This window comes from Roseofilum halophilum BLCC-M91 (assembly GCF_030068445.1).
Taxonomy (GTDB): domain Bacteria; phylum Cyanobacteriota; class Cyanobacteriia; order Cyanobacteriales; family Desertifilaceae; genus Roseofilum; species Roseofilum halophilum.
In genome coordinates, this window is record NZ_JAQPOK010000122.1 from 21,252 (window position 1) to 44,847 (window position 23,596).

Sequence of the window (23,596 nt, forward strand, 5' to 3'; positions counted from 1 at the left end):
ATCACATGGTTACCTCATCATCCCCTTTAGATAATTTACATGACACCATTAAAGGATATTTGCCTGATGCTACTGAGGATCAGATCAAACGTTTTGCCCATCAATTTCAGCGACTGCAAGAGCTTGAGAAATATTTTTCACAATATCCAGAGGATCTAGAAAGATGGAAAGATAAATCCGGTTTCCCCATCAACGAATTCGCTCGTGCAATCAAAGCCCTCGATTATCAGCGACCCTATCGAATTGCGATGATTGGTCTCACTGGTGCAGGCAAAAGTACGCTATTGAATGCTTTGCTGGGAAGATCTTTGGTGTTGATGAAAGATATTGGCAAACCGGCAACTGGAGCTGCTCTGGAAATTTTTCTAGATGTATCCCAAAGAGGCATTGAGAAAGCCGATGTCAGTTATCGAAAGGAGTCAAATATCCGGGAACTCATTAAGGATTTTGTTGAACGTTATCAGCTTGATGCTTCCGGACTCACTGGTAATTTAGATGCAGGTTTTGCCACGGCTCTTCGTCAATTACAACCTCAGAATTCATTGACGGAACGGGAACGCCGAGAATTTGAAGAATTACGAAATACGCTGGCTGATATCGTTATTCAGTCCGCCAATAATGGCAATCATAGTCTTCGTACAGAGTTTTTTCTATCTAACTCAACCGATGTGCAAGAACTGATGAATTTAATTGATGAGAATAGCCAGCTCAATAGCGAGAATAATCCTCAACGCCGCATTGGTTTAGTAAAATCTGTCACTTATCATATTAAGCCTCACAGCAACCTCAATGGATTGGCCACACTGCACCTTCCTGGAAATGTCTGCTTGGTCGATCTGCCTGGACTTGATGGTACTCCTCTCCATGACATTATCATCAGTGAGGGGATTAAAGATGCTGATGCCGTTGTCTTTATTTTGCGTCCCCCACGCATCCTCGGTCGAGGAGATGCTTATCTGCTGAATCGGGTACGCAAATATATCAGTCTTGAGGGTAGTAGTGAATCGGGCGATCGCATCTTCTTGGTCTTGAACGCTAGAGATAGCATTATGGTCGATGACAGACGGACACCAGATAACCTGCCAAGGGATATGCAGGATTTGATGGATTTGCTTGTGCCCAATTATGCTAGATATTTTAGCGATCGCGGTGGCGAGTATCCTTACTTTTTGACTTCTGCTTGGGCAGCATATGCTGCTCAGAAGCAACTGAATGGAGAACCTATCAAGGATATTCAAACCTATGAGTCAGTTAAACTCAAGCTGGGGGTTCAGGGAAGAGGCGATCGCGAAGTCCTAGAAGCCAGCCAAGTTCCCAAGTTGGCAGAAGAATTGACTAAATTTGCCCGCGAGCATCGCATTGAGGGACAAATTCGCGATGGTAAATCTGCTGTTGATAGTATCATTGAATGGCTGATTGACAGTTTCAAAAAAGACAGTCAAATTCGGGATCGTAGAGGCACATCATACTTAACGGAAAAACGAGAAGAAATCATCAAAAAAAGGCAAAAAGAGCAGGAGAGATTAGTTAAGCAAATCCGAGAAAGTCAAGAGAGTCGATTGGAGAATTTACGCAGTCAACTGGCAAAAATAGCTCAGTCGATCTGCGATCGCTGCGATCGGGCCATTCAAGAGAAGATGCCTGAACTGTGGAAAACCAGTTTTCTCGATGTAGAAGACCGTCTTGGTCGTCAAAACATTGCCAAACTCGGTTACGAATGTATACTGACTGAAACTCAAATTAACCTTTGGTATGAACTAACTCATGAAGTTCCAGATATGGCCAAGAAGTTGGTTCGAGCGTACACCGATCAGATCGCAACTTCCCAGATAGCTGAAAAAATTGCTCGCGGTTGCTACAACTATGTAGACGTTTCTCTACTCCACTCAACAATCCAAGAAAAAATAGACGAAAACATGCACCGCAACCTACCTGAAATAGCCCGTCGTATTGCCATAACTCAAATGACCGATCCCGCGCTTTATTTTACAGCTATGGATGCTAACGGTCACCCTGAGAAAAAGCAGCTTTTCGATCGTCTTGCTCAAATCCCACGTCAGCCAGAAGTAAGTAGTCAAAATTTCACTGCATTTATTACAGAAATCCGAAAAATATATGAAAAATTTGTGTCTCCATATTGCATTGTAGGCCTTTTGAATGTCTATCGATATGAAATGATTGTGATCGAAGATTCGTTACTAGACTACATTAAACAGATGTTTCACAAAATCCGTTATTCAAACGATCCGATTTTGAACGCAGCAATCAACGAAAGTCTCAGCGACGATCCTAACTGGAAACGTCTTGAGTTAATCCAACAAAAACTGGCTATCCTCGAAACGATCAAATCCTAATCAACTCAGCCCTTCCCAAAAGGGCACAGTTAATTTTTGACAATAATTCACTCAGGATATTTTATGAATACTAACAACCCATTCTCGCAATTACGAACCAGTTTAAAACAATGGTTAGATCGACAAACTTCACCAACTGATATACGCATAGGGCTTTGGGGAACTGTTGGCTCTGGAAAGACAACTTATTTGGCAATGCTTTACGATGCCCTAGAGGATTCAGAAGAATTGAGAGTTGAGGCAGGGGACGATCGCGCTGATGAGTTTATAAATGAACACATCAGTACAATTGATGGTGGAAACTTCCCACCTCCCACCGAAATAGCAAAAGGGAAGCAGCTAGATATTTTTACTTATATCCTAAGACCCGAAGGAGGAACAAGGTCTATCGAACTAAACTTTATTGACGCTCCTGGCAAGTTTTACGAAGACTTCCGTGGCAATACAGATCAAAAAGTCCAGATAGTTGAAGGCCAAGAAAATCAGGAGACATTAGGAGATATCGTAGACTATTTACGCAGTTGTGATGGCATTATTTTCTTACTCGATCCAATCCGCAGTAAAGAAGACGGTGAGTCCTACAAGACTTTGGTATTAAGATTATTTCGAGAGTTTCAAAGGCGATCTAGACAACAGGGCACAGACACCAAATTACAACAGTATATGGTATTCTGTGTAACAAAGTGCGCCAAAAAAGAGATATGGACTCAAGGAAAGAAATCAGCAGATTTAGCCAAAGAAGTCATGGGTGGGAAATTATTTAGAAGACTAAGAACTAACTATTGTCTTCCAGGTCGCTATGAATTCTTTTCTGTAGCATCTATCGGTCTTTGTCAAGATAAAGATGGCCATTGGAAAGAAGCTGTAATTTATCCAGACATCCCAGATAGCTCAAGCACATCAAAACCTCAAGCTCCTCAACCCTATCAACAGGGTTACGATCCTGATGCTCCATTTGGAAGACCTAACCCTCCTGATGACGACTGGGCAGATTTAAATAAGACATCAAGGAATGCAGAACCACCTCAGATACCTGTCCCGACTATTAATACAGAGGTGGAACATGAACCCATTAATGTGATCGAACCCATTCAGTGGTTAATTCAAAGCATTCAAAAAAAACCACCATCTCGGCTATAAGCTAAATACAAGCGATCGCTGATGGCTGGAGCATTTAAAAACAGATCGCATCCACATTACAAAAAACCTGTTGACCTATGTACTCACAGTTTATTTACGGAAAATTTGTTGGCAGCAGAAGTTCTGAGTATCAGCTTGTTGCTCGCAGTCCTGATTTGACTAATGAAGCTGACTTAAACACGATGGCCGAGAGAACCCATCGCTTTTGGGGATCGACACCACCAGAGAGAGAGGTGAAAGCAGTTGGAATCTTTTTGCACAATCAGAATCTGGTATTAGTCAAAGCTGAAACTGCTGTAGACGATCGCGGTCAGTTTGCTGTCAATGGAGTTAGAGGATTTAATCAGCACCGCTATGTTTTTATCCCGATCGCATCCATATCAGCGCTACAAGGCCGGACATTTAGACTACTTGTTTGGATATTGAAACAACCCATCCCTCTACTGGTAGAGTTTAATGCTCATTTAGAACCTTTATCGATTTCACTCTTAGAAGAGCCAATATCAGCCGAAATTCAGGAGCAAGAAATTGGAAAAATTCAGACCTGTTTGCAATATACTGATCAGCAAAAAACTCTACTTTTATCTGCATTAGCGGCAATCATCAATGGTAAACAGCTACTGCTCACCAATGAGCAAACAGATATTGCTCCTCAGAACTGGATGGATAGCCTATTGCTCCTACTCCCTGCTAGTATTCGCCCTCAAATCTCCGTTGCTGTTGGCACTCTTAAAGAGCAGGAATGTAGTTGGGCACAACTGGTTATTAAAACGAATCAACATTCTTCTCGATCGCTACCTGAAAATATGATTTGGCTTAACCGTGCTACTCAAACCTTTCAGGGACAGTTTGATGAGGATATATTTGAGAATCGCTATGTTGATTATATACGCGATCATATAGCTAAAGCCCCAGATACTCTTAAGCAACTGATCCAAAAATTAGATGAAATAGTTGAGGATGATATTACACTAGAGTCCCTAGCTGAACCCAAAATCATTGTCCGCCTGATTCCCGCATTACCTGAAGAACAACAAGATATATTTTTGTCAAAATATATTTCTGGATTGACTATCGAAAAGTGGGAAGAATTTATCCCACCGATCATCAAAGAAGATTATCAACAGGGGCTTGTATTTTCATGGATCGAGTTAGGCAAAAAGGCAATGTTAGAAGCTCAAGCAATCCCACTAATGTTACAGATTTGGAGTCGCCTTGAAAATATTCAATTAGTCCGGCTGTTAGATGAACTCAATAATAATTTAACCTTGGCAGAGATATTACTGAGGGAAAAGCGATTATTAGATCGTCCCATGCGCCAAGGTGAAAATACTATAATTAATTACACATTAAAATCTCAACCCTATCAACCATCTACACAGACTATGTATTCAGAGGGTTACGATCCTGATGCTCTATCAAGGATATCTAAACCTCCCCCTAGTTCTAGTTCGTCATCAACTGTAATTGTAAGAAAATTAATCGAACTTTGTCAAAAAGTGGTAGCGCATAAAGCAAAATCGAGTTGGCAAAAGGCATGGGGATTTGCTACTAATCTGGCAACTCATAAATTTTTTCCAGATGAGACAGAGGCTTTTTCTCTACTCGATACTGCCCTGTTAGGTGAAATTTCTCTTAAAGATTTATACAACTGTTTCACCTTAAAGCTGGCAATTTTGTTGCCGAATATTGAGGTGGAACAGTTCAAACACAGTAATTTGCACCGACAGCTTAACTCTAAAAATCTAGCGGTAGCAGACTTGCTTGAGGCCCTACTTGCAGAGTGCAATGCAGGTTTAGCAAATCTGCCAGAGATAGCCAACTTAATAGAGATGGATAATGCCGCTAAGGATAATTGGTACAAAATATTTCTGAAAAAATGGTCGTTTTCCTGGGAACAGGCAAAGTTGCTGTTGGTTGAGGTAATTAAAGACAACCAAAAGTATCGTAATATGTTTAGTCGCGATGAGCTGCGTCAAACCTATACTTGGTTTGAACAACAGCAGCCTGAACTCAAGGCGATTTTCGATAGTCTCCAGCAGGATTATAGCTGTGACAATTGGGTAAACTTGGCTCATGCTATTTATCAAACCCAAAAAGAGCAGACTGAATTTGTAGACAGCTTAGTGGGAAATATTTTTCCTGTTGCGGTGATGCAAAAATGGCTCCCGCTAATCGCTGATAATGATAATCTTAGGAAAAATTTTATTGCTACATCCTCTGCATGGCAAAGTCTTACGGTTGAAGGATTCAATCAACTTGTTCATCGTTCCCAACAGTATGTTCCTACGTTGACTCGCTGTTTGCGAGATGCCTTACGTCTTTCCTGGATTAAGGGTGACTTATTGCATTACCTTTGCCAAACCTGGATACGACAAAAGAGAATTGATGAGGACTTGAGGAATGTAATCACTAGCCCTAGCGTAACGAATACCTTTACAACTCAGGATTGGTTGATTCTACAACGTCTGAGTTGGGAACCAGGAATTGAACTCAATCTAGAACTACCGCTAGGAGTGAAAACTGCTTTGACACCTGAGCAGAAAATTACTTTGCAGATGAATGCTAAGACAATAGTAAGTCGCTACAATCATCCAGAACAAACACGTGGGTTGCTTCATGACTGTGCGGGATGGGGTTTAGAATTAGATGAACAGAAAGAGATTCTCAAAGCGGTTCAACCTTCAGCGTGCAATGCTAACTTAATTAGCCCTTACCTATATCGTGAAGCTAAAGTCATTAATCCGGCTGAAGAGCAACAGTTAATAGGATTATTACTTCAACTACAATTGAACGATAGTGAAAGACCTGATGTGGAAAAATTTTCTGTCGATGTTTTTAACCAGTATATATTGCCAAATTGCGCTCTGATTTTGCTCAAGTGGTGGAGAGATAAAGCCGTCGAAAAACAGCTTTACAAAGTCGCATTTTTTACGGCAACTCAAACATATGTGCAGAACCTCTCTATAACCGATTTTTTTAATTACCTAAAAGTATTGAAAACCCATTCGCTAGTTGAAGAAGCTGGCTGGATGTTCAAAGCAACGTTTAGTTGGATACCGGACTTGTTAATTCAACCCATTATTGCTTTTATAGTCGATTCCACATTTTAAGAAGACTCAATCAAATGACTGTACAACCTCCTAACTCTCCTAAGCCTGACTCCCCGACACTTAAGTGGAAATGCACTGGTGTTACCAACAATCCACATTCAGAAGTTATAAACCATCAATTTAAGTGCAAATACTGTTCACGAACATACGATGATGTTCGTGAAGAAAATCAGATTGCTATTGGGCAAAGAATACTAATATCTTCTGCTGGTGTAGCTGCTATAGTCGCTGTATTTCTAGTTATTGGGGCTATTTGGTACGCAGCGAGGAAAGTTTCTCAAGCACATAATCTAGTTAATCAAATTCCTGAATTACAAAAATCCCTGGATGAGGCTCAAGTTACATGGGAGTCAATTGAGGTTGAACTGGAAAAAACGAAGAACGATTTAAGACAGGCTACTGCCAATTGGAATGAAGCTGAAGCTAAATCAGAGGCATTAGAGAAATTACTGGCTGATACCCAAAAAGATTTGAGCGCATTTACAGCGCGATCGCAGCGATTAGAAACAAGAGTGACCAATACTCAAGCCGAGTTGAATTCAATGAAACAACAAATGGAAGATGTCACGTCTGATATTACACGAATTGATGGAGAGTTGCCCAAAATAAAAGAAAAATTGCCACCCGAACCTCTATGGTAATCCCTCTTGTGTTACCCCTTGAGGCCATTCCCGCACAACCAACCCCCGCCTTCTCCTGGAGAGAAAACAGGGGTTGGTGGATTGAGCTAATCCGATTAAGACATGGCTTGAATCAGAAAATCAAAATAAGGAGCCGCTTCCTGAGCATCTTCCACACTCAACAGAGCTAAAGACGCTTGCTTTAAGCAACGCATGGCTTCTGCCATGCCTGCTAGGGGTACGCCGAGGGAATTGTACATTTCCCGCGCTCCTAACACACCAATCTGGTCAACGGTCTCGGTGCTACCATCGAGAACTCCATAGGTCACCAGACGTAGATACCAGCCATAATCACGGATACACTGGTTCCGTTCCCGTGTACCAGAGGCATTTCCTCCAGGAGCAATGAAATCGGGTCGTCTGCGCCACAGCTCTTGGGTGGCCTTGTCTACGATCTTCTTTTCATTTTCCGTGAGAGTGGAGGCAATGCGAGTGCGCTTTTCTCCGGTGGTTAAGAAGGCTTCAATATTTTGCAGTTCCCCTGCGCTCGGATAGCGCAGCTCTTCGTCTGCATTGAGAATGATTTGAGTAACGACGCTCATGATTATGTTTGAGTCCCTATCCTAAACGGAATATCAATATCCTGTTAGTTTAACTATTGGGTGGGACACAAGGGAAGAGAGACTTAACAACATGAAAACAGAATCGAACTGGAAACAAGGTGATGTGGTGGAAATCGAGATCGCTTCCTTAAGCGATACGGGGGATGGAGTGGGACGGGTGGATAACCGGGTGGTGTTTGTGCCGAATACGGTTCCGGGCGATCGCCTCCGGGTTCGGTTACTCTATGTTAAGCCCCAATTTGCCAAAGGAGCGATCGAAGAACTCCTCAAACCCTCCCCCCATGGCATTCGTCCGGCTTGCATTGTGGCGGATAAATGCGGGGGATGCCAATGGCAGCATGTTCGCTACGACTATCAACAACAGGCCAAACAAACCCTCGTTACAGAAGCCTTAACTCGGATTGGCAAATTTGCCGATCCTCCCGTTTCTGCCATTATCGGCTCTCCCCAGTCCTTCGGCTATCGGAACAAGGTCTCCTACCCCCTAGAACTCTCGGATATTGGCATCTTCAAAGCCGGATATTACCAAAAAGGAACCCATAAACTGATTAACCTTAACCAATGTCCTGTCCAGGATGAGCGCTTAAACCCCCTTCTCGCTCACCTCAAAGAAGAGTTTGATCTAGCCGAGTGGTCAGCCTATGATGAGCAGACACACAAGGGACTCCTGCGCCATTTATGTTTGCGTATTGGTCAACGCACGGGAGAAATTTTAATCACTCTAGTGGCCACGAAGCGCCGGTTACCGAGTTTAGCGACCCATAGCCAGAACTGGTTAAACCAATATCCGGGGGTCGTTGGGGTTTGTCTGAATGTTAACCCGGATAAAACCAATCGCATTTTTGGTAAGCAAACCCTCTCCATTGTCGGCAAACCCTATGTCCGCGAGCAATTTGCTGGTTTAACCTTCCATTTGGGAGCGGATACCTTTTTTCAGGTGAATACTGAAGCCGCAGAAATGTTGCTAGAGGTGATGATGGAGCATCTGGACTTACAAGGTACAGAACGGGTGATTGATGCCTATTGTGGCATGGGTACGCTAACTTTACCGCTTGCCCGTCAAGTGCAACAGGTGATGGGAATAGAAGTCCAAGCCGAAGCCATTAAACAAGCGAGAGAAAATGCCCAGTTAAACGATATCGAGAATGTAACTTTTCAGGTGGGCAAAGTGGAGGACATTTTACCCCAATTAGACGATAAACCTGATATTGTCTTACTCGACCCGCCCCGTCAAGGATGCAAACCGGAAGTGCTGCAAGAGTTGTTAAAACGCCGTCCAAATCGTCTGGTTTATGTCAGTTGTAAACCGGCAACTCTGGCGCGAGATCTTCAAATTCTCTGTGAGGATGGAACCTATCGTCTGACACGAGTCCAACCCGTGGATTTTTTCCCCCAAACGGCTCATGTGGAGGCAGTTGCCTTTTTAATAAACAATGAATAATGATATCAAGTCCGCTTGAATATCATTATTAAAACCCTAGGGAGCGAGATGCTCCCACTCCTTAATATTAAATTAACCCATTAACCGGATTTGATATTATTATTCATTACCTGTAGGGGCGGGTTCACAAACCTTTTACAACACCCACTAATAACGTTCATAAACCCGCCTCCATTGAATTAGCTATTGATCTATGAAGAACAGCTCATTTGCTCGCTATACCCAATTCCTAAAGGCAAAGTTATTTCAAATGTCGCCCCTTTTCCAGGTTGGGAAACACAAGCGAGTTCTCCCTGATGTTTTTCCGTCACAATTTGATAGCTAATTGCCAAACCTAAGCCTGTGCCTTTACCCACCGGTTTTGTTGTAAAAAACGGATCAAAAAGCTTTAGTGCTGATTCTTCAGGAATCCCTAATCCATTATCTTCGATCGCAATTTTCACGGTATTTTGGTCTTGGTAAGTCTGAAGGCGAATATAACTGGGATTGTCCTGAATTTCTTCATAGGATCGATTTTGATTATATTCATCTAACGCATCGATGGCATTGGCAATCAAGTTCATAAACACTTGATTGAGCTGTCCCGCATAGCATTGTACCAGGGGAATATCACCATAGTTTTTAATGATCTGAATTTCGGGATGTTCGGGTTTGGCTTTCAGGCGATTGTGCAAAATCATTAAGGTACTATCTAAGCCTTCATGGATATCGACTTCCTTGAGTTGAGATTCATCCATGCGCGAGAAGGTACGCAGGGATTTAACAATTTCTTTAATCCGCTCTGAACCGACTTTCATGGAGCCGATTAAACGGGGTAAATCGTCTTTAAGGAATTCTAAATCAATGGCTTCGATCTCTGCTTCTATTTCTTCTTCTGTTTGGGGATAGTATTTCTGATACAGTTCAATCAAGTTTAAGACATCTTGGGTATATTCTTGGGCATGATTGAGGTTGCCGTAGATGAAGTTGACGGGGTTGTTAATTTCATGGGCAACTCCAGCCACTAACTGTCCTAAACTGGACATTTTTTCTGTTTGCACCAATTGGGTTTGGGTGCTGCGTAATTCAAATAGGGTTTGTTCGAGTTTCTGGGTTCTTTCTTGAACTCGTTGCTCTAAGTCTTCGTTGGCTTGTTTTAATGAGGCTTCGGCATTATGACGTTTGCGATCGATTTTGCCTAATGCTCTGGCATTCCAGGCAATTAAGCTGGAAAATACAATCACGTTGACGATCCCTAATAAACAAATGGCTAATTCGGCGGTGTAGATTTTGTAACGATATCCCAGCAGCATTAACCAACAGATCGATGGCGGAATGATGACAGCAGCGAGAATCAGGCGTTGTGCTAAAATTCCTCCGGCATTGTTCATTGTGATTAATGAAACTAAATTCCGTTTGGGATTAGCGAGGAAGATACTTAGGGTACTTAAAATAAAGGCGATCGCCGTATGCAGAGCCATCGCCGTAAATGCTGAACCGTATTTATAAAAGTAGGCGTTGCCGTAAAGATAGCCCAGTAATCCTAAATAAGCAATCAAAAAACTTACTAGGGTTAAAATCTGAGAACTGAGATAATTTTTACGGGGAAAAACAATAGCCATTAAAGCCGAGCCGACAATCAAAAAGTTAAAAGCGCTGTTGAGTGCCATCCGCCCTGGAGAGGCTGTGGCTACGGCATCGACTGATTCTTGAAAGACCAGTTGATCGATCCCCAAATCTACATTCCACCCATATTGAACCAGGGTCAAGAAACCAATAAGAAATACTAATATTGCTGAACCTTGGGCGAGCAGACGAGTTTTAGTATTCCCTGGAGTTTGATGCCATGCCCACAGGGAAAGACCACTGAAAATAAAGCCAAATGCTGTGTTGGCTTTCATGGTGACTAAACCCGGCAGCACACTTTTGAGTAAGCCAATATCAAAACACCAGCCAACAATCACGATGCACCCAATCCAAAATACAGCGATCGCACTGTGTTTTGATATTCTTTGTAGGTTATTTATTAGCAACTGAGAGTGCTTGTGCATGGTTTTTTTAGACCACATTATATCTTTACAGAGTCTATTGGATTTTGCAATCATTGATTGTGATTGTAGCTACGGTTTTACAAAATGTTTAGATTTGCAAATAAATCCTAGTTAACTCTGAAGTTGCCCATAAAATTAAATCAGTTACCCATAACCCACACGACTGACTCTACCTGTAAACCCTTATGCATAGTATTCTTAAAGCCGTCGATCGCATCCTAGACACCCGTCCCGATACCCTAGACTTTCGAGATAAACTCTACGAAGCCACCCTCGTGGAAGTTCCGGCTCGCATCGACTTGGAAGAATACATGAAATGGAATATTCCCATCCTCGATCAAGGACGGGAAGGAGCGTGTACTGGGTTTGCTTTGGCTACGGTTGCCCATTATTTACTCACGAAACGCTACGGTTTAAAAAATTTGACTCAAGTTAGCCCCTGGATGTTATACGCCATGGCCAAGCGCTATGATGAATGGCCGGGCGAAGACTACGAAGGATCGAGTGCCAGGGGAGCCATGAAAGCTTGGCATAAACACGGAGTGTGTAGCGATCGCATCTGGACTCATCGCTCCGGAAAAGTGAAACGAGACCTAAACGACTCCCAAGCCTCGGATGCTGCCCAACGCCCCCTAGGAGCCTATTACCGGGTCAACCATAAAGACTTGGTAGCCATGCATAGTGCGATCGCCGAAGTCGGTGTCCTCTATGCCACCGGCCTCGTCCATGAAGGATGGGAACAAATTGGATCAGATGGAGTAATTCCCCTGAAAAAAACCATCCGAGGCGGCCATGCTTTTGCCCTCGTTGGCTATGATGAACGGGGCTTTTGGTTCCAAAACTCCTGGGGCAACAGTTGGGGAAAAAACGGCTTTGCCCTGATTACCTATGATGATTGGCTGATCAACGGAACCGATGTGTGGGTGGCGCGTCTAGGCGTTCCCGTGATCCTCAACAACCCCATTCCCAGACAACCCAAACAACTCAGTGGTCTGCAAAAAACCAGCGCCTATATCTATCAAGACCTACGTCCCCACCTCATCAGTATTGGCGCAGATGGGGCATTAAGCGACAATGGAACCTATGCCAGTTCCTCGGAAGCTCTCCAACGGATGTTAATCGAAGATTTTCCCCGCATTACCAAATCTTGGCAGAAAAAACGCCTCTGTCTCTTTGCTCCAGGAGGCTTACAGTCCAAAGACCAGGTGGTTGAAGCGCTCACCGACTTGCGGCAGATATTCCTCAATCAAGAAATTTATCCCCTCGCTTTCCTCTGGAATACTGAGTATGGGGCGACCTTAACCCAGATTCTGGAAAATTGCTTAAAACAGCGCCGACCGGAAGGTACAGTAGAAGAGAATCAGGACTTTATGCTCGATCGCCTCGATGATGCCCTAGAACCCCTGGTGCGTCCAGAGGGCAGTCTGCAATGGAGCATCCTGAAAACGAAAGCCCTGCAAGCGGCAAAAGTCTACAATGGGGCGATTCGCTTAACCTTGGAATTTATCAATCAATTGCAAAAACAAGAGCCGAATCTAGAAATTCATCTCATCGGCCATAGTGTAGGCAGTCTGCTCTTAGAACCCTTGGTACAACTGTTAACCACACAGGGCTTAATTGGCGGTTCTCTGCTTGCGGGGGATGTGGGCTATGGTCAGGCGATCGCCTCCTGTACCCTCTGGGCCCCTGCATCTACTCTATCGGCCTTTCATCAAAGCTATGGCCAGGCGATCGCCAACGACAAGATCGGTAAATTTACCCTCTTTACCCTCACCGATGATGCGGAAAAGAACGACCACTGCGCGAACCTTTATCATCGGTCTCTGCTCTATTTGATTGCCCATAGCTTAGAAGAAAAACCCCGCATTCCCTTCTCCCCTACCCATGCTCAAGGAACGGCGATCGCCGGAATGGAGACCTTTATCCGCCAAGATGAACAACTGCAAGACTCGATTGCCTCTGGGAAAGTCGATTGGATTTTAGCCCCCAATACCGGTTCCCAAGGCGATCGATTCCATTGTAGCGCTCGTACCCATCAAGGATTTGCCCAAGATCGAGCCACCTTAAAAGCCACCTTAGCCCGTATTCTCAGGGAACCGGAACCAGAGGAGAGCCAAGAAAGCGATTAAATAGCCAGCACTTGCACCCATTCCCCTGGATGAATCCGATCTTTGCCTGCGGGAATGACAGCAAACCCGGTGGTTCCGGCTACATTAATTAAATTGGCGGAAATTTGTAAACCGGGGGCTAAATCAAACTCACAGCCTTGGGGAGTATAGGTTAAGTTGCCCCAAACATAGGTTTCTCTGGGGCCGCCGCGCAATAAACAGCGATTTTGGGCTAAGATAAATTTCGGTTGCCATCCACTGCTATAACCGGATAATTTTTTCAGCGCCGGTTGGACAAATCGCCAAAAACAAACTAGGGCCGAAACGGGATTTCCAGGGAGACCAAAATAATATGAACAACTGGGAATTGAGCTTTGGGGAAATGTGGCAAAGGTTAAGGGTTTACCGGGTTTAATCTTCACTTTGGTGACGTGGAGAGTTGCGCCTAAGTCCTGCAAAATGCGGTCAATATAATCATATTCCCCGACAGAAACGCCGCCAGAAGAAATAATTACATCCACTATGGATAAGGCTCCAGAAATGGCTTTTTGAGTGGCTTCTGGGTCATCGGGGATAATGCCAAAACAATGGGGAATGCCGCCTAATTGGGCAATTCCGGCAGCGATCGCATATTGATTAGAATCTACAATCTGACCGGGTGCTAAGGGGCGATCGCAAGCAACCAATTCATTCCCTGTCGCAAAAACAGCCACTCTGGGGCGACGATACACGGAAACTTGGTTACATTGAGCCGCCGCTAGAATAGCGACTTCGGGCATATTAATCGGTATTCCTGACTGGAGTAAAATATTACCCGCTTGATAAAAACTGCCCTGTTTGCGGATAAATTCCCCGGATTTAGGAGCCGCCAACACCGAAACTTTTTTCCCTTCTAGTTTCGTATTTTCTTGCATGACGATGGTATCTGCACCAGCCGGAATCATCGCCCCGGTAAAAATGCGGGCAGCTTGCCCGCGATCTAGGGTAAAAGCCGGTACTTTTCCGGCGGGGACTTCCCCCACCACATCTAAAAGCACCGGCTTTTCTGGGGAAGACTCGCGCACATCCAGATAGCGGACAGCGTAGCCATCCATAGCCGAATTGTCCCAATGGGGAAAATCCAAGTTGCTGGTTACGGGACTCGAAAGTACGCGCCCCCTAGCTTCATCCAGGGTAACCATTTGCGACTCAGTTTCGGGGTTGAGGGGATGAATTTGATTGAGGATTAAACGTTCAGCTTCAGCAACAGGTAGCATGGTTAGGTAATGGGTCACCATTTTAGGGTTGTCACGGCACTAGGGTGCGTTACGCTGTCGCTAACACACCCTACGATCTTTGACTGTATTGTGATAAACATCCTTGGCAGACATCAGGATCGATCGGGTTGGGTTAAAAATTGTTTGAGTCTGAGCAAACTAACGGTTTGGCCCAAATTGAGCGGTAGTAGGGTGACTCCTTCGAGTCGGGACTGTATCCATCCATCGCCCCACATCCATTCATGGAAGCCGTCAATGCCATGACTCAGGAGTAAGCGTAAATGGCGATCGCCAGCCAAGTCAACCTGATGAGCGATCGCCACCGGCCCCACCTTACTGGTAAAGGTGACCCCTGCGCTCAACTGTTCGGGTAACCCCTCCGATAAAGTTTGGGGCCATAACCACTGACGTAGGCGATCGGGATACAACAGACTCTGGCGAATCTTAGCTTCAGAAGCCTCAACTTCTATCCGTAACTGGCTCGATTGAAATGTCCCAAACATGCTATCTATCCCAATTGCAAGGGTTCCCTTCTCCAGTATGCCAGAGAGATTTGTCGTTTTGTAAAGCTCACTTCCCTGTTTAGAATAAAGAAAGTGTAAAGAAATGTAAGGGGTTTTATGGTAGACCAGCTAATTCGGGCCACAGCAGCCAATGGCGGTATTCGAGCAGTAGGAGTCATTACCACCCGCCTCACGGATGAGGCTCGTAAACGGCATAATCTGTCCTATGTGGCGACAGCAGCCCTGGGACGCACGATGACCGGCGGACTCTTACTGGCTTCGAGCATGAAACGGCCGGGATCGCGGGTGACCATTAAAGTGAATGGTAATGGGCCATTGGGTTCGATTTTAGTCGATGCGGGTTTAGATGGGAAAGTGCGCGGTTATGTCCATCATCCCCATGTGGAATTACCGCCCAATGACAAGGGTAAACTCGATGTTGGTGGCGCAGTGGGCCAGGAAGGCTATTTATATGTGGTACGGGATGTGGGCTATGGTTATCCCTACTCCACCACAGTAGAATTAGTCTCTGGAGAAATTGGTGAGGATTTAACCCATTATTTGGCAACCTCTGAACAAACCCCTTCGGCTCTGATTTTGGGGGTCTTTGTGGATGCCGATGGGGTACAAGCGGCTGGGGGGCTGTTGCTGCAAGTGTTGCCGAAAGCAGCCGAAGATGAGAGTTTGGTGAGTGCCTTAGAATCCCGTTTTTCTCAGTTATCCGGGTTTACGCCCCTGCTCCGGGCTAATAAAACGCTGCCGGAAATTTTTCAGGATCTCTTAGGGGATTTCGATCTGCATATTTTCCCAGAAACTCAGATGGTGCAATTTTCTTGTCCCTGTTCCGTGAATCGAGTGTTAGGGGCTTTAAAATTGCTGGGACAGACGGAATTGCAAGATATGATTGAAAACGATGAGGGTGCAGAAGCCACTTGTGAATTTTGTCAGGAAATCTATCAGGTGAACTCGGATCAATTGGCAGAACTGATTGAAGATTTAAAAACCAATACGGGTTCTTAAGCAGCTAACCCGAATTTATATTCAGGATCGATCGGTTGGCGTTTCTGGACGGCAACGGTAGGATAAGAACACCCTTAATCTCCTTTTAATCTGCTTTTTTCGTTGGCGATCGCCTGAATTGCCCCCATAATATAGCAAGTCTTGACAAACTGGCCCTATGAATTCTCCATCCCATACCCCCAACTCCAATCTCAAGGTTCAGACCATTGGCCCTCAATCCTGGTTATTCTGGATTGCCCTGATTATCCTTGTGCCAGGAGGTTTAGGGTTTTTAAGTATCTTGACTTTGCTGAAATTGCCCAAGTTACCGAACTGCGACCAAGTTCAATGGGCAACAGCTTCGGCTTCCCTGCGCTTGCATTGTGCGGAAATGGCGGCTCAAGAGCAGACGGGAGAAGGGTATTTAGAGGCGATCGAAATTGTAAATGCTTTGCCCATGGATCATCCTTTGCGCCCTCGAATTAATCAATCAATTGAGGATTGGGCAGAAAATATGCTGGTTTTGGGGGATATGCTGTTTGAACAGGGGAAGTTGCAAGAGGCGATCGCCACAGCCCAAAATATTCCCAGTAATACCACGGCATCAGGTCTGGTGAATAATCGCCTGGAGCGCTGGCGGGCTTTATGGGAAAAGGCGGAAGGGATTTATGAAGAAACAGAAGCATTGATCCGCAAACGACAATGGACGCAGGCGTTCCGCAAAGCAACGAGATTGCTGGAAATTAATAACGTCTATTGGTCGGAAACCCGCTATCAGGAGTTGACCCAATTGATCCAAACTGCTCGTCGGGATGGTCAAACGTTGGTTGAGGCCGAAGATTTGGCCGACTTGGGCACGGTGGAGGATTTGCTCAAGGCGATTGCTTTGATGGAGAAGGTGGAGAAGTCGAGTTATTTGTATGGAGAGGCTCAAAATCTGATCCGTAAGGTAGGTCGCCAGATGATGGAATTGGCACAAGAGCAGTTAGAACTTGAAGATGCCCAAGGGGCGATCGCCATTGCGGCTAAAATTCCGGCTACTGCCCAAATGGAGAAACAGGTAGAGGATTTTACGGTTTTGGCTAAAGCCCATCAATTGACCTGGAGTAATACGGTTTCAGGATTAGAAAAGGCGATCGCTGGGGCCCAACAAATTGATATTAAACGACCCCTCTATGGCAAGGCCCAATATTTTATCTCTCGATGGCAACGGGATATTGAAGATGTGGCGCGGTTGGAAAAAGCCCGCCATCTAGCCAGTTCTGGCGGAGTCAACGATCTAGCTAAAGCGGTGGCGGAGGTGTCCTTAATTTCTACCAATGCGCCCCGCTATGAGGAAGCCTCTACCCTGCTCAATACCTGGAATGCCGAAATCCAAACGATTGAAGACCGGCCGTACTTAAATCGGGCTGAATCTTTGGCCATCGGAGGGACTCTAGACGATTTGCGATCGGCCATTCGGGAAGCGAGTATGATTAGTCCGGGTCGCAGTCTCTATCATCAAGCCCAAGATAAAATTGACCGTTGGCAAGACCAAGTGGAGCGCATTGAAGATCGGCCCTATTTAAATAATGCCCAAAGTTTGGCCTTTGCTGGGGATGCTCTCTCCCTACAATCTGCTATTAATGAAGCCCGACGCATTTCTCCAGGACGGGCGCTCTATCCCCAAGCTCAGGAGAAAATCCGCATGTGGACGAATCAGTTAGAGCTACTCGAAGATAGACCCTATCTGGATCGAGCGCGAAATTATGCCAATATGGGCGATCTCAGTGGGGCGATCGCCACTGCGGGGCAAATTTCCCCCGGTCGCGCCCTTTCCGGTGAAGCCAATGATTTAATTGATGATTGGCAATGGCAACTCAGAGGTCGGGATAATTTGCAAACAGCTCAACAAATCGCGGCTAAAGGTTCACCCGAAGACCTAGCAGCCGCCATTAACCGCGTCCAACAAGTGCCTTGGGAACATCCCTTACGTCAAAGTGCTGAACAAGAAATGACTCGTTGGGGACAACAATTACTGAATTTAGCCCAAGCTCGATCCAGTTACGATCTGCCAGGGGCGATCGCCATTGCCGCTAAAATTCCTCCGAGTCATAGCCTCTATTCCAGCGCCCAATCCCAGATTACAGTCTGGGAAGCCCGTCTTGCTCCTCCCATCTATACCCCAGAACCTGCGCCCCCAGAACCCGATGCACCAGAGTCTGTTGCTCCAGTACCGGGACTCGAAGTTCTACCGATTTCTAATCCGAACTCAGAATCAGAGCGTTAATCAAGGGAAACTGCATCCACATCAACCGTGTTTTGGGGAGCGCTTTCGTCACTGGAGGAGGTGGTCGCTGATGGCTGTTTGGCTTTCACTCGGTCTAAAATCAATTGGGAGACCTCGGAAAGCAAAATTACCATGACGGCCACATCATCAATTTGACCGGCGATCGGAAACACATCCGGGGAAATATCTAGAGGGCTGAAAATATAAACCAATGTCCCCAGAATAATCCACCAGCGATACTGGGGATTGCGAATCATATTTCGATACCAGGTGTACAGGGATTGAATGGGGTTGCTCATAGGATCGTTTTCTCTCAATGCCTCTATTGTGGCAAACTCTTATCTAAAATGCGGGTAAGGATTACCCCACCTAGCTCCACCGGAAGCAAAAACCCGATCGCAAACTCCGAACACCCGAAATTTCACCCTAAAATGTAAGACAATCGAAGAACACCGATCCATTATCCAGCGTTTAGGCACAGAGAACCAGACAACCATGACGATCGCAGAAATTTTAGAGAAGGGGGGGTTAACCATTGGCCCATTGCTGTTCTTATCCGTACTTGCCCTCAGTACGATTATTGAACGGTTGTGGTTTTGGTGGACAGTTTTAACTAAGGAAAAAGAACTGATCGAGCAAATTCTAGAAGCCGCACGGGAAGACTGGAGAACTGCGCCAGAAATTGCCCGACGCGCCAGCGATCAACCCGTCGGTCGGTTTCTCTATGCTCCGCTAAGGATCAGAAATGCCGATCCAGAGGCCTTTCGTTTAGCCTTGGAAGCAGCAGCCGATGATGAACTAGCAGCCATGCGTCGGGGGGATAAAATCCTAGAAGCGGTGATTTCCCTCTCTCCCATGTTGGGACTCCTGGGAACGGTATTAGGGTTGATTAATTCCTTAGGCTCCATTCGTATTGGGGATTTAGCCACTGCCTCCACCCGTGGCGTAACCTTGGGGATTGGTGAAGCGTTAATTAGTACCGCCGTGGGTTTGGTGATTGCGATTACTGCTGTGGCCTTTTACCGCTTGTTTCAAGGCTTGATTTTTATGCAAGTGAAACTCTTTCGCCGCGCTGGAAGTGAGTTAGAGCTGTTGTATCGTCAATATTGGTCGGAGGAGGAAAGCAATTATTTGGAAAAAACGCCCCGCACGTTGGATAAAGGTTCCGTGCAAGCTGATGGTTCAGATGCGCCTTAGTGGGGGAATAGGGACTCTTGCTCTGAAGTTGGGTAAAATCGGTAGTTAAATGCTCTTTCCATGGGTGAGTCGAAGGACTTCTCACATTGTAGCACCTAAGATGTAATTGTGGTAGCCTATGCTTAGTAAAGCCGCCCTGGAAGGGCGGGGTTTCAGACCCAATTTTTCTGATGAAAAAACTACTCATTACCGGGGCAAGTGGCTTTTTAGGCTGGAATCTCTGCCAAATTGCCCAATCTAATTGGCAAGTTTACGGCACATATCATACCCATAGCCTCCCCTTACCCCAAATTCGTCTCACCCCCCTTAACCTCCTCGACTTCACCGCTCTAGAGGGCCTCTTCACCGATATTCAACCCGATGCTATCATCCATACTGCCGCCCAATCCAGCCCCAACTATTGCCAAAACCATCCTCAAGAAACCGACAAAATTAACATTAACGCTGCCGTCGAAATTGCCCGACTCAGCGCCCAACTGCAAATTCCCTGCGTCTTTACCTCCACCGATCTCGTGTTTGATGGCACAAGCGCACCCTACCTAGAAAGCGATCGCCCTTCCCCCATTAACCATTATGGACAGCAAAAAGTAAAAGCAGAACAGGCAATGCGCCAGATCTATCCCCAAGTTACTATTTGTCGGATGCCCCTGATGTTTGGCGCTGCCCCTGCCCATGGGAGTAGTTTTATTCAACCCTTTATTCGCACCTTGCGATCCAATCAACCCCTCGCCCTCTTTACCGACGAATGGCGCACCCCCGTCAGCGCCACCACTGCTGCTCAGGGACTTCTGCTTGCCCTCAACCATCCAGGGGAACTGCTCCATCTCGGAGCCAATGAACGTATTTCTCGCTATGCATTTGGCCAACTCATGGCAGAATCCCTACACCTACCCACGGAATTCATCCAACCCGCCCGCCAACAGGATGTCCCCATGGCAGCGCCGCGCCCCCAGGATGTTTCCCTCGACAGCTCTAAAGCCTTTGCCCTCGGCTACAATCCCCCACCCCTACAAGCCCAATTAGAGGCGCTCCAGGGGCAAGTTTAGGGGTTCAAAAACCCAGTTTTTTAAAATGCTAATTTAACCCAAGCTTGAGAACTGCTCCGTTTAACCTATGGCCAAACTTTTTAGCCCTCATTATGTTTGGCAACCTTATGAGGGTGAAGTCTATAATCCCTTAACCGCATCCCCAGATTTAAACAACCAGTTGAAAGAGCTTCTAGCATTTAGCAATTAACACTTATAGCCCTTTGCGCTGGTAATCGGTAAACGTTTTTTACTCTTGAAATCTGCTCTTTTCCTTACTCCCCATCTTCTTCAAAAATAGCTCCACTTTGCAACAAAGTATCGTGCAAGGCTTTTGTTAACCCCGGATTATCCTTAAATCGCGTATTGTTAACCTTAACTCCATCGAGAATAACGTCGGTAATATCGGAAAGCACCATACCTGCACCCGTTAAGTCTGCTCCGGTAAACTTCGCCCCTTTTAACTGGGTATCGCTGAGGTTGGCATTGCGGAGGTTAGCCTCAGTGAAGTCTGCCCCCGTTAAGTTCGCTCCACTGAGGTTAGCGAGGGCTAAACTGGCGCGGTGGAAGTTTGCCCCTTCTAAATTCGCATCGCTGAGATAAGCGCCACTGAGGTCTGCACCGCCAAAGTTGGCCTGTTGTAGATTTGCACTGCTGAAATCCACATCACACAGTTCTGCTCCCCGTAAATAGACGCGAGAAAGGTTCGCTTCGCTCAAGTCTAAACCGTTTAAATTGGTTCCTAAGAGTTTAGCTCCGGCTAAGTCTTGGGCTAGGTTTAAGCCAGCCATGTCGGCGAGTTCTTGGAAGTTGTCCGTGTTGGCGGTGGTAATTTGGGTAATCAGGTCTAAGGCTGGAGTTTGATCGAAGTGGGGTTGATAGGGGGGTTGCATCTCCACTTCCCCTTGAGATTGCCAGAGGGTGCGACTGATGTAGGGTTGCAGTGATGATTTTAGCAGCATCAGGGCCAGTTTTTGCTCGGCGATCGCCACTTGATTCGGCGTGACTTGATGAAGCCATAACCCTTCTGCCCCCATAATTTGGATATCCGTCGCCTTCAGAGAAAACGTCGCTTCTAGCGCTCCCTGGCTAGAACTAGCTCGAATACGCCCCCACTTGCATCCCGTGATAGAGCCGGCCAATATCTGGCCGGATTTCAGGGGAGTTAACGTCCAGGTGGGGTTTTCTGGGATTCCAGAGGCTTTAGCCCGTGCCCCAATCCCGCCCAAATCCGGCTCCTGACCCGCTTCTAAACACCAAATTCCTCCTTTCAACCTCAGCGCCAACTCGCCCCCCTTCAAGCCCCATTGCAGCTTGCCATTCCCCAGGGACTGCCACTGACGACCCAAGGTCAAACTCAAATACAAATCATACTGTTGCTCATCCCCCGTAGACTCAGAAAGGGGTACAACAGACCACTCTAGAGATAGCACTTCCGGATATCGATTCTCAGTCAGGGGTTGGGACATAAAGGTTGCTCTCACTCGTTCAACCTGTTATTGTCTCATGCTTTGCGGCTCAATAACGGGCTTGTACAACCTTAAAAGCAAGCCAAAACGGCCTCTTGTCCCGACCGTAGCGAATAGGAGATAGTGATAGGGAAGTGAACTACCCACGAGTCCTTAACCCAGACCGGCCGCAGTATGCTCTTTTCCCTACTCACTCGGCTTTTGCTCTGGCTGCTGATTGCAGTCATTGCTTACGCGATTCTCCTGCAATGGATTCCGAAAAAATATTATACCTGGTTGGGCGGAATCCTGATTTTCACCCTGATTATCTTGACCTTTTTCAATCCCAGTACGGTGGTGGTGGCAGACATTTGGAGGTTGTTGGTTTTTCCCCTCACCCCCCTCGGACTCTCCATTATCCTGATTTTATCGGGGATGCTGCACTTCAAAGGCAAGGAAATTGCTAAACCGGGGAAAACTTTGTTGTGGGCTGGGTTTGCTATTTTGGTTGTGTTTAGTCTGCCCTTAGTTGCCTATACCTTGGCCCATCAAGCCGAATCGGAATCCGTGAGAACCACGCAACAACGGTATCTGAACTGTCAAGCGGCTTGTCCTGTTCCCTTAACTGAACAAGCTCGGATCATTGTCCTTTTAGGTCAAAATACGACGGAAGCATTGACTACGGAAAATCATCGCCATGTGCAGTTGAGCGATCGCGGTAACCTAATTTTTCATACCCTAGAAATATTTTGGGCCTCCGTTTCCCAAAACCAAGACCCCCAAATCATTGTCACCGGACGGTCTAGGGTAGAGAGTGTCAGCCTCACTGAACCCCCGAACGAAGCCCAAGATATTGTCAATGTACTCCAGCGTTTTGGAGTCCATAATTCTAACCTGCAACCCATTTCTCAAGGGAATAATATGTATCGCGCTGCCCTACAAGTCCAAAAAATTATGGAGGTGCAAGGATTACAAAAGACTCCGATTATTCTGGTCACCTCCGCTTTACAAATGCATCGGGCAGAACTCACCTTTTCTCAACTGGGAATGACCGTTATTCCTAGCCCAACTGATTTTATTACTCGTCAAGATTTATCGATTTTGAAAAAAATAACCTTAGAAGATCTTATTCCTAGTGCCCAAGCCCTAACCTTAAGCACCCAAGTCACCAATGAATATTTAGTGACCATCTACTATTTTTTACGCGGATGGTTGTCACCCTTTATTTAAGAGAATTAATGACTCATTACTCATTCTAATGACACAAGGAGAGAGCAATCAACCCGACAGTCAATGGGTTAACAGTAGGCTGAACCCCGCTCCTTGTCATCACGAAAAAAAGAGTGGGAGAACGGAAGCCGGGTTACTTTAGTACGCGGAGGAAGTTCGACTCAGGCGGTTTTAACCGCCGTGAATCTTAGAATAAACTTAGTTGCTCTCCTTCTGTTCCTTTAGATTTACGAGTACGTT

Annotated in this window: 18 protein-coding genes; 11 read left to right on the forward strand and 7 right to left on the reverse strand. The window is 45.8% G+C overall.

What is annotated here, in order from left to right; genetic code table 11:
- Positions 1–5 precede the first annotated feature (5 nt).
- The 4 genes from PJF56_RS16270 to PJF56_RS16285 all read left to right on the forward strand — a co-directional run bounded on the left by PJF56_RS16270 (position 6) and on the right by PJF56_RS16285 (position 7,248).
- Positions 6–2,354 (forward strand): dynamin family protein, encoded by a 2,349-nt coding sequence (locus PJF56_RS16270; protein WP_283763745.1) that lies wholly within the window; start codon positions 6–8, stop codon positions 2,352–2,354.
- Between the two features lie 63 nt (positions 2,355–2,417).
- On the forward strand, positions 2,418–3,494 hold the full coding sequence (locus PJF56_RS16275; RefSeq protein WP_283763746.1) for a TRAFAC clade GTPase domain-containing protein: 1,077 nt from the start codon (positions 2,418–2,420) through the stop codon (positions 3,492–3,494).
- Between the two features lie 77 nt (positions 3,495–3,571).
- Positions 3,572–6,607, forward strand: coding sequence for a sigma-70 RNA polymerase sigma factor region 4 domain-containing protein (locus PJF56_RS16280; RefSeq protein WP_283763747.1), 3,036 nt, complete (start codon positions 3,572–3,574; stop codon positions 6,605–6,607).
- A 14-nt stretch (positions 6,608–6,621) separates the two neighbouring features.
- A complete protein-coding gene (locus PJF56_RS16285; protein ID WP_283763748.1) occupies positions 6,622–7,248 on the forward strand; it encodes a hypothetical protein in 627 nt (208 codons plus the stop codon).
- A 95-nt stretch (positions 7,249–7,343) separates the two neighbouring features.
- On the opposite strand, the gene apcD is transcribed toward PJF56_RS16285, so the two are convergent.
- Positions 7,344–7,829: an allophycocyanin subunit alpha-B gene (gene apcD / locus PJF56_RS16290; RefSeq protein WP_283763749.1), complete on the reverse strand. Its 486-nt coding sequence runs from the start codon at positions 7,827–7,829 to the stop codon at positions 7,344–7,346.
- A 91-nt stretch (positions 7,830–7,920) separates the two neighbouring features.
- Here apcD and rlmD point away from each other — a divergent pair, with 91 nt between their 5' ends.
- The gene (gene rlmD / locus PJF56_RS16295) at positions 7,921–9,291 is read left to right on the forward strand and encodes a 23S rRNA (uracil(1939)-C(5))-methyltransferase RlmD (RefSeq protein WP_283763750.1); all 1,371 of its coding nucleotides are present in this window, start codon (positions 7,921–7,923) and stop codon (positions 9,289–9,291) included.
- A gap of 191 nt (positions 9,292–9,482) precedes the next feature.
- Here rlmD and PJF56_RS16300 read toward each other — a convergent pair whose 3' ends face one another.
- Complete coding sequence (locus PJF56_RS16300) at positions 9,483–11,321, reverse strand: sensor histidine kinase (protein WP_283763751.1); 1,839 nt, start codon at positions 11,319–11,321, stop codon at positions 9,483–9,485.
- Positions 11,322–11,506: 185 nt separating this feature from the next.
- Between PJF56_RS16300 and PJF56_RS16305 the strand changes: the two genes are divergently transcribed.
- The gene (locus PJF56_RS16305) at positions 11,507–13,450 is read left to right on the forward strand and encodes a C1 family peptidase (RefSeq protein ID WP_283763752.1); all 1,944 of its coding nucleotides are present in this window, start codon (positions 11,507–11,509) and stop codon (positions 13,448–13,450) included.
- On the opposite strand, the gene PJF56_RS16310 is transcribed toward PJF56_RS16305, so the two are convergent.
- Both PJF56_RS16310 and PJF56_RS16315 read right to left on the reverse strand, forming a co-directional pair.
- On the reverse strand, positions 13,447–14,685 hold the full coding sequence (locus PJF56_RS16310; protein WP_283763753.1) for a molybdopterin molybdotransferase MoeA: 1,239 nt from the start codon (positions 14,683–14,685) through the stop codon (positions 13,447–13,449). The genes PJF56_RS16305 and PJF56_RS16310 overlap by 4 nt on opposite strands.
- Before the next feature lie 113 nt (positions 14,686–14,798).
- On the reverse strand, positions 14,799–15,188 hold the full coding sequence (locus tag PJF56_RS16315) for a hypothetical protein (protein WP_283763754.1): 390 nt from the start codon (positions 15,186–15,188) through the stop codon (positions 14,799–14,801).
- A gap of 117 nt (positions 15,189–15,305) precedes the next feature.
- Here PJF56_RS16315 and hslO point away from each other — a divergent pair, with 117 nt between their 5' ends.
- Positions 15,306–16,208 (forward strand): Hsp33 family molecular chaperone HslO, encoded by a 903-nt coding sequence (gene hslO, locus PJF56_RS16320; protein ID WP_283763755.1) that lies wholly within the window; start codon positions 15,306–15,308, stop codon positions 16,206–16,208.
- 157 nt (positions 16,209–16,365) lie between these two features.
- Entirely contained in the window at positions 16,366–18,456 is a 2,091-nt protein-coding gene (locus tag PJF56_RS16325; protein ID WP_283763756.1) for a hypothetical protein, read from the forward strand.
- Here PJF56_RS16325 and PJF56_RS16330 read toward each other — a convergent pair.
- Positions 18,453–18,755 carry a YkvA family protein gene (locus PJF56_RS16330; protein WP_283763757.1) on the reverse strand — a complete coding sequence of 101 codons (303 nt, stop codon included), beginning with the start codon at positions 18,753–18,755 and terminating at the stop codon, positions 18,453–18,455. The genes PJF56_RS16325 and PJF56_RS16330 overlap by 4 nt on opposite strands.
- 196 nt (positions 18,756–18,951) lie before the next feature.
- Here PJF56_RS16330 and PJF56_RS16335 point away from each other — a divergent pair, with 196 nt between their 5' ends.
- Positions 18,952–19,653: a MotA/TolQ/ExbB proton channel family protein gene (locus PJF56_RS16335; RefSeq protein WP_283763758.1), complete on the forward strand. Its 702-nt coding sequence runs from the start codon at positions 18,952–18,954 to the stop codon at positions 19,651–19,653.
- On the opposite strand, the gene PJF56_RS22380 is transcribed toward PJF56_RS16335, so the two are convergent.
- The gene (locus tag PJF56_RS22380) at positions 19,650–19,715 is read right to left on the reverse strand and encodes a helix-turn-helix domain-containing protein (protein ID WP_430540894.1); all 66 of its coding nucleotides are present in this window, start codon (positions 19,713–19,715) and stop codon (positions 19,650–19,652) included. The genes PJF56_RS16335 and PJF56_RS22380 overlap by 4 nt on opposite strands.
- Before the next feature lie 108 nt (positions 19,716–19,823).
- On the opposite strand from PJF56_RS22380, the gene PJF56_RS16340 reads away from it, so the two are divergent.
- A complete protein-coding gene (locus PJF56_RS16340; RefSeq protein ID WP_283763759.1) occupies positions 19,824–20,699 on the forward strand; it encodes an SDR family oxidoreductase in 876 nt (291 codons plus the stop codon).
- 254 nt (positions 20,700–20,953) lie between these two features.
- Here PJF56_RS16340 and PJF56_RS16345 read toward each other — a convergent pair whose 3' ends face one another.
- Positions 20,954–22,147, reverse strand: a complete 1,194-nt coding sequence (locus tag PJF56_RS16345) for a pentapeptide repeat-containing protein (protein ID WP_283763760.1) — start codon at positions 22,145–22,147, stop codon at positions 20,954–20,956.
- 174 nt (positions 22,148–22,321) lie between these two features.
- On the opposite strand from PJF56_RS16345, the gene PJF56_RS16350 reads away from it, so the two are divergent.
- Complete coding sequence (locus tag PJF56_RS16350; RefSeq protein ID WP_283763761.1) at positions 22,322–23,356, forward strand: YdcF family protein; 1,035 nt, start codon at positions 22,322–22,324, stop codon at positions 23,354–23,356.
- The last annotated feature ends 240 nt before the right edge of the window (positions 23,357–23,596 follow it).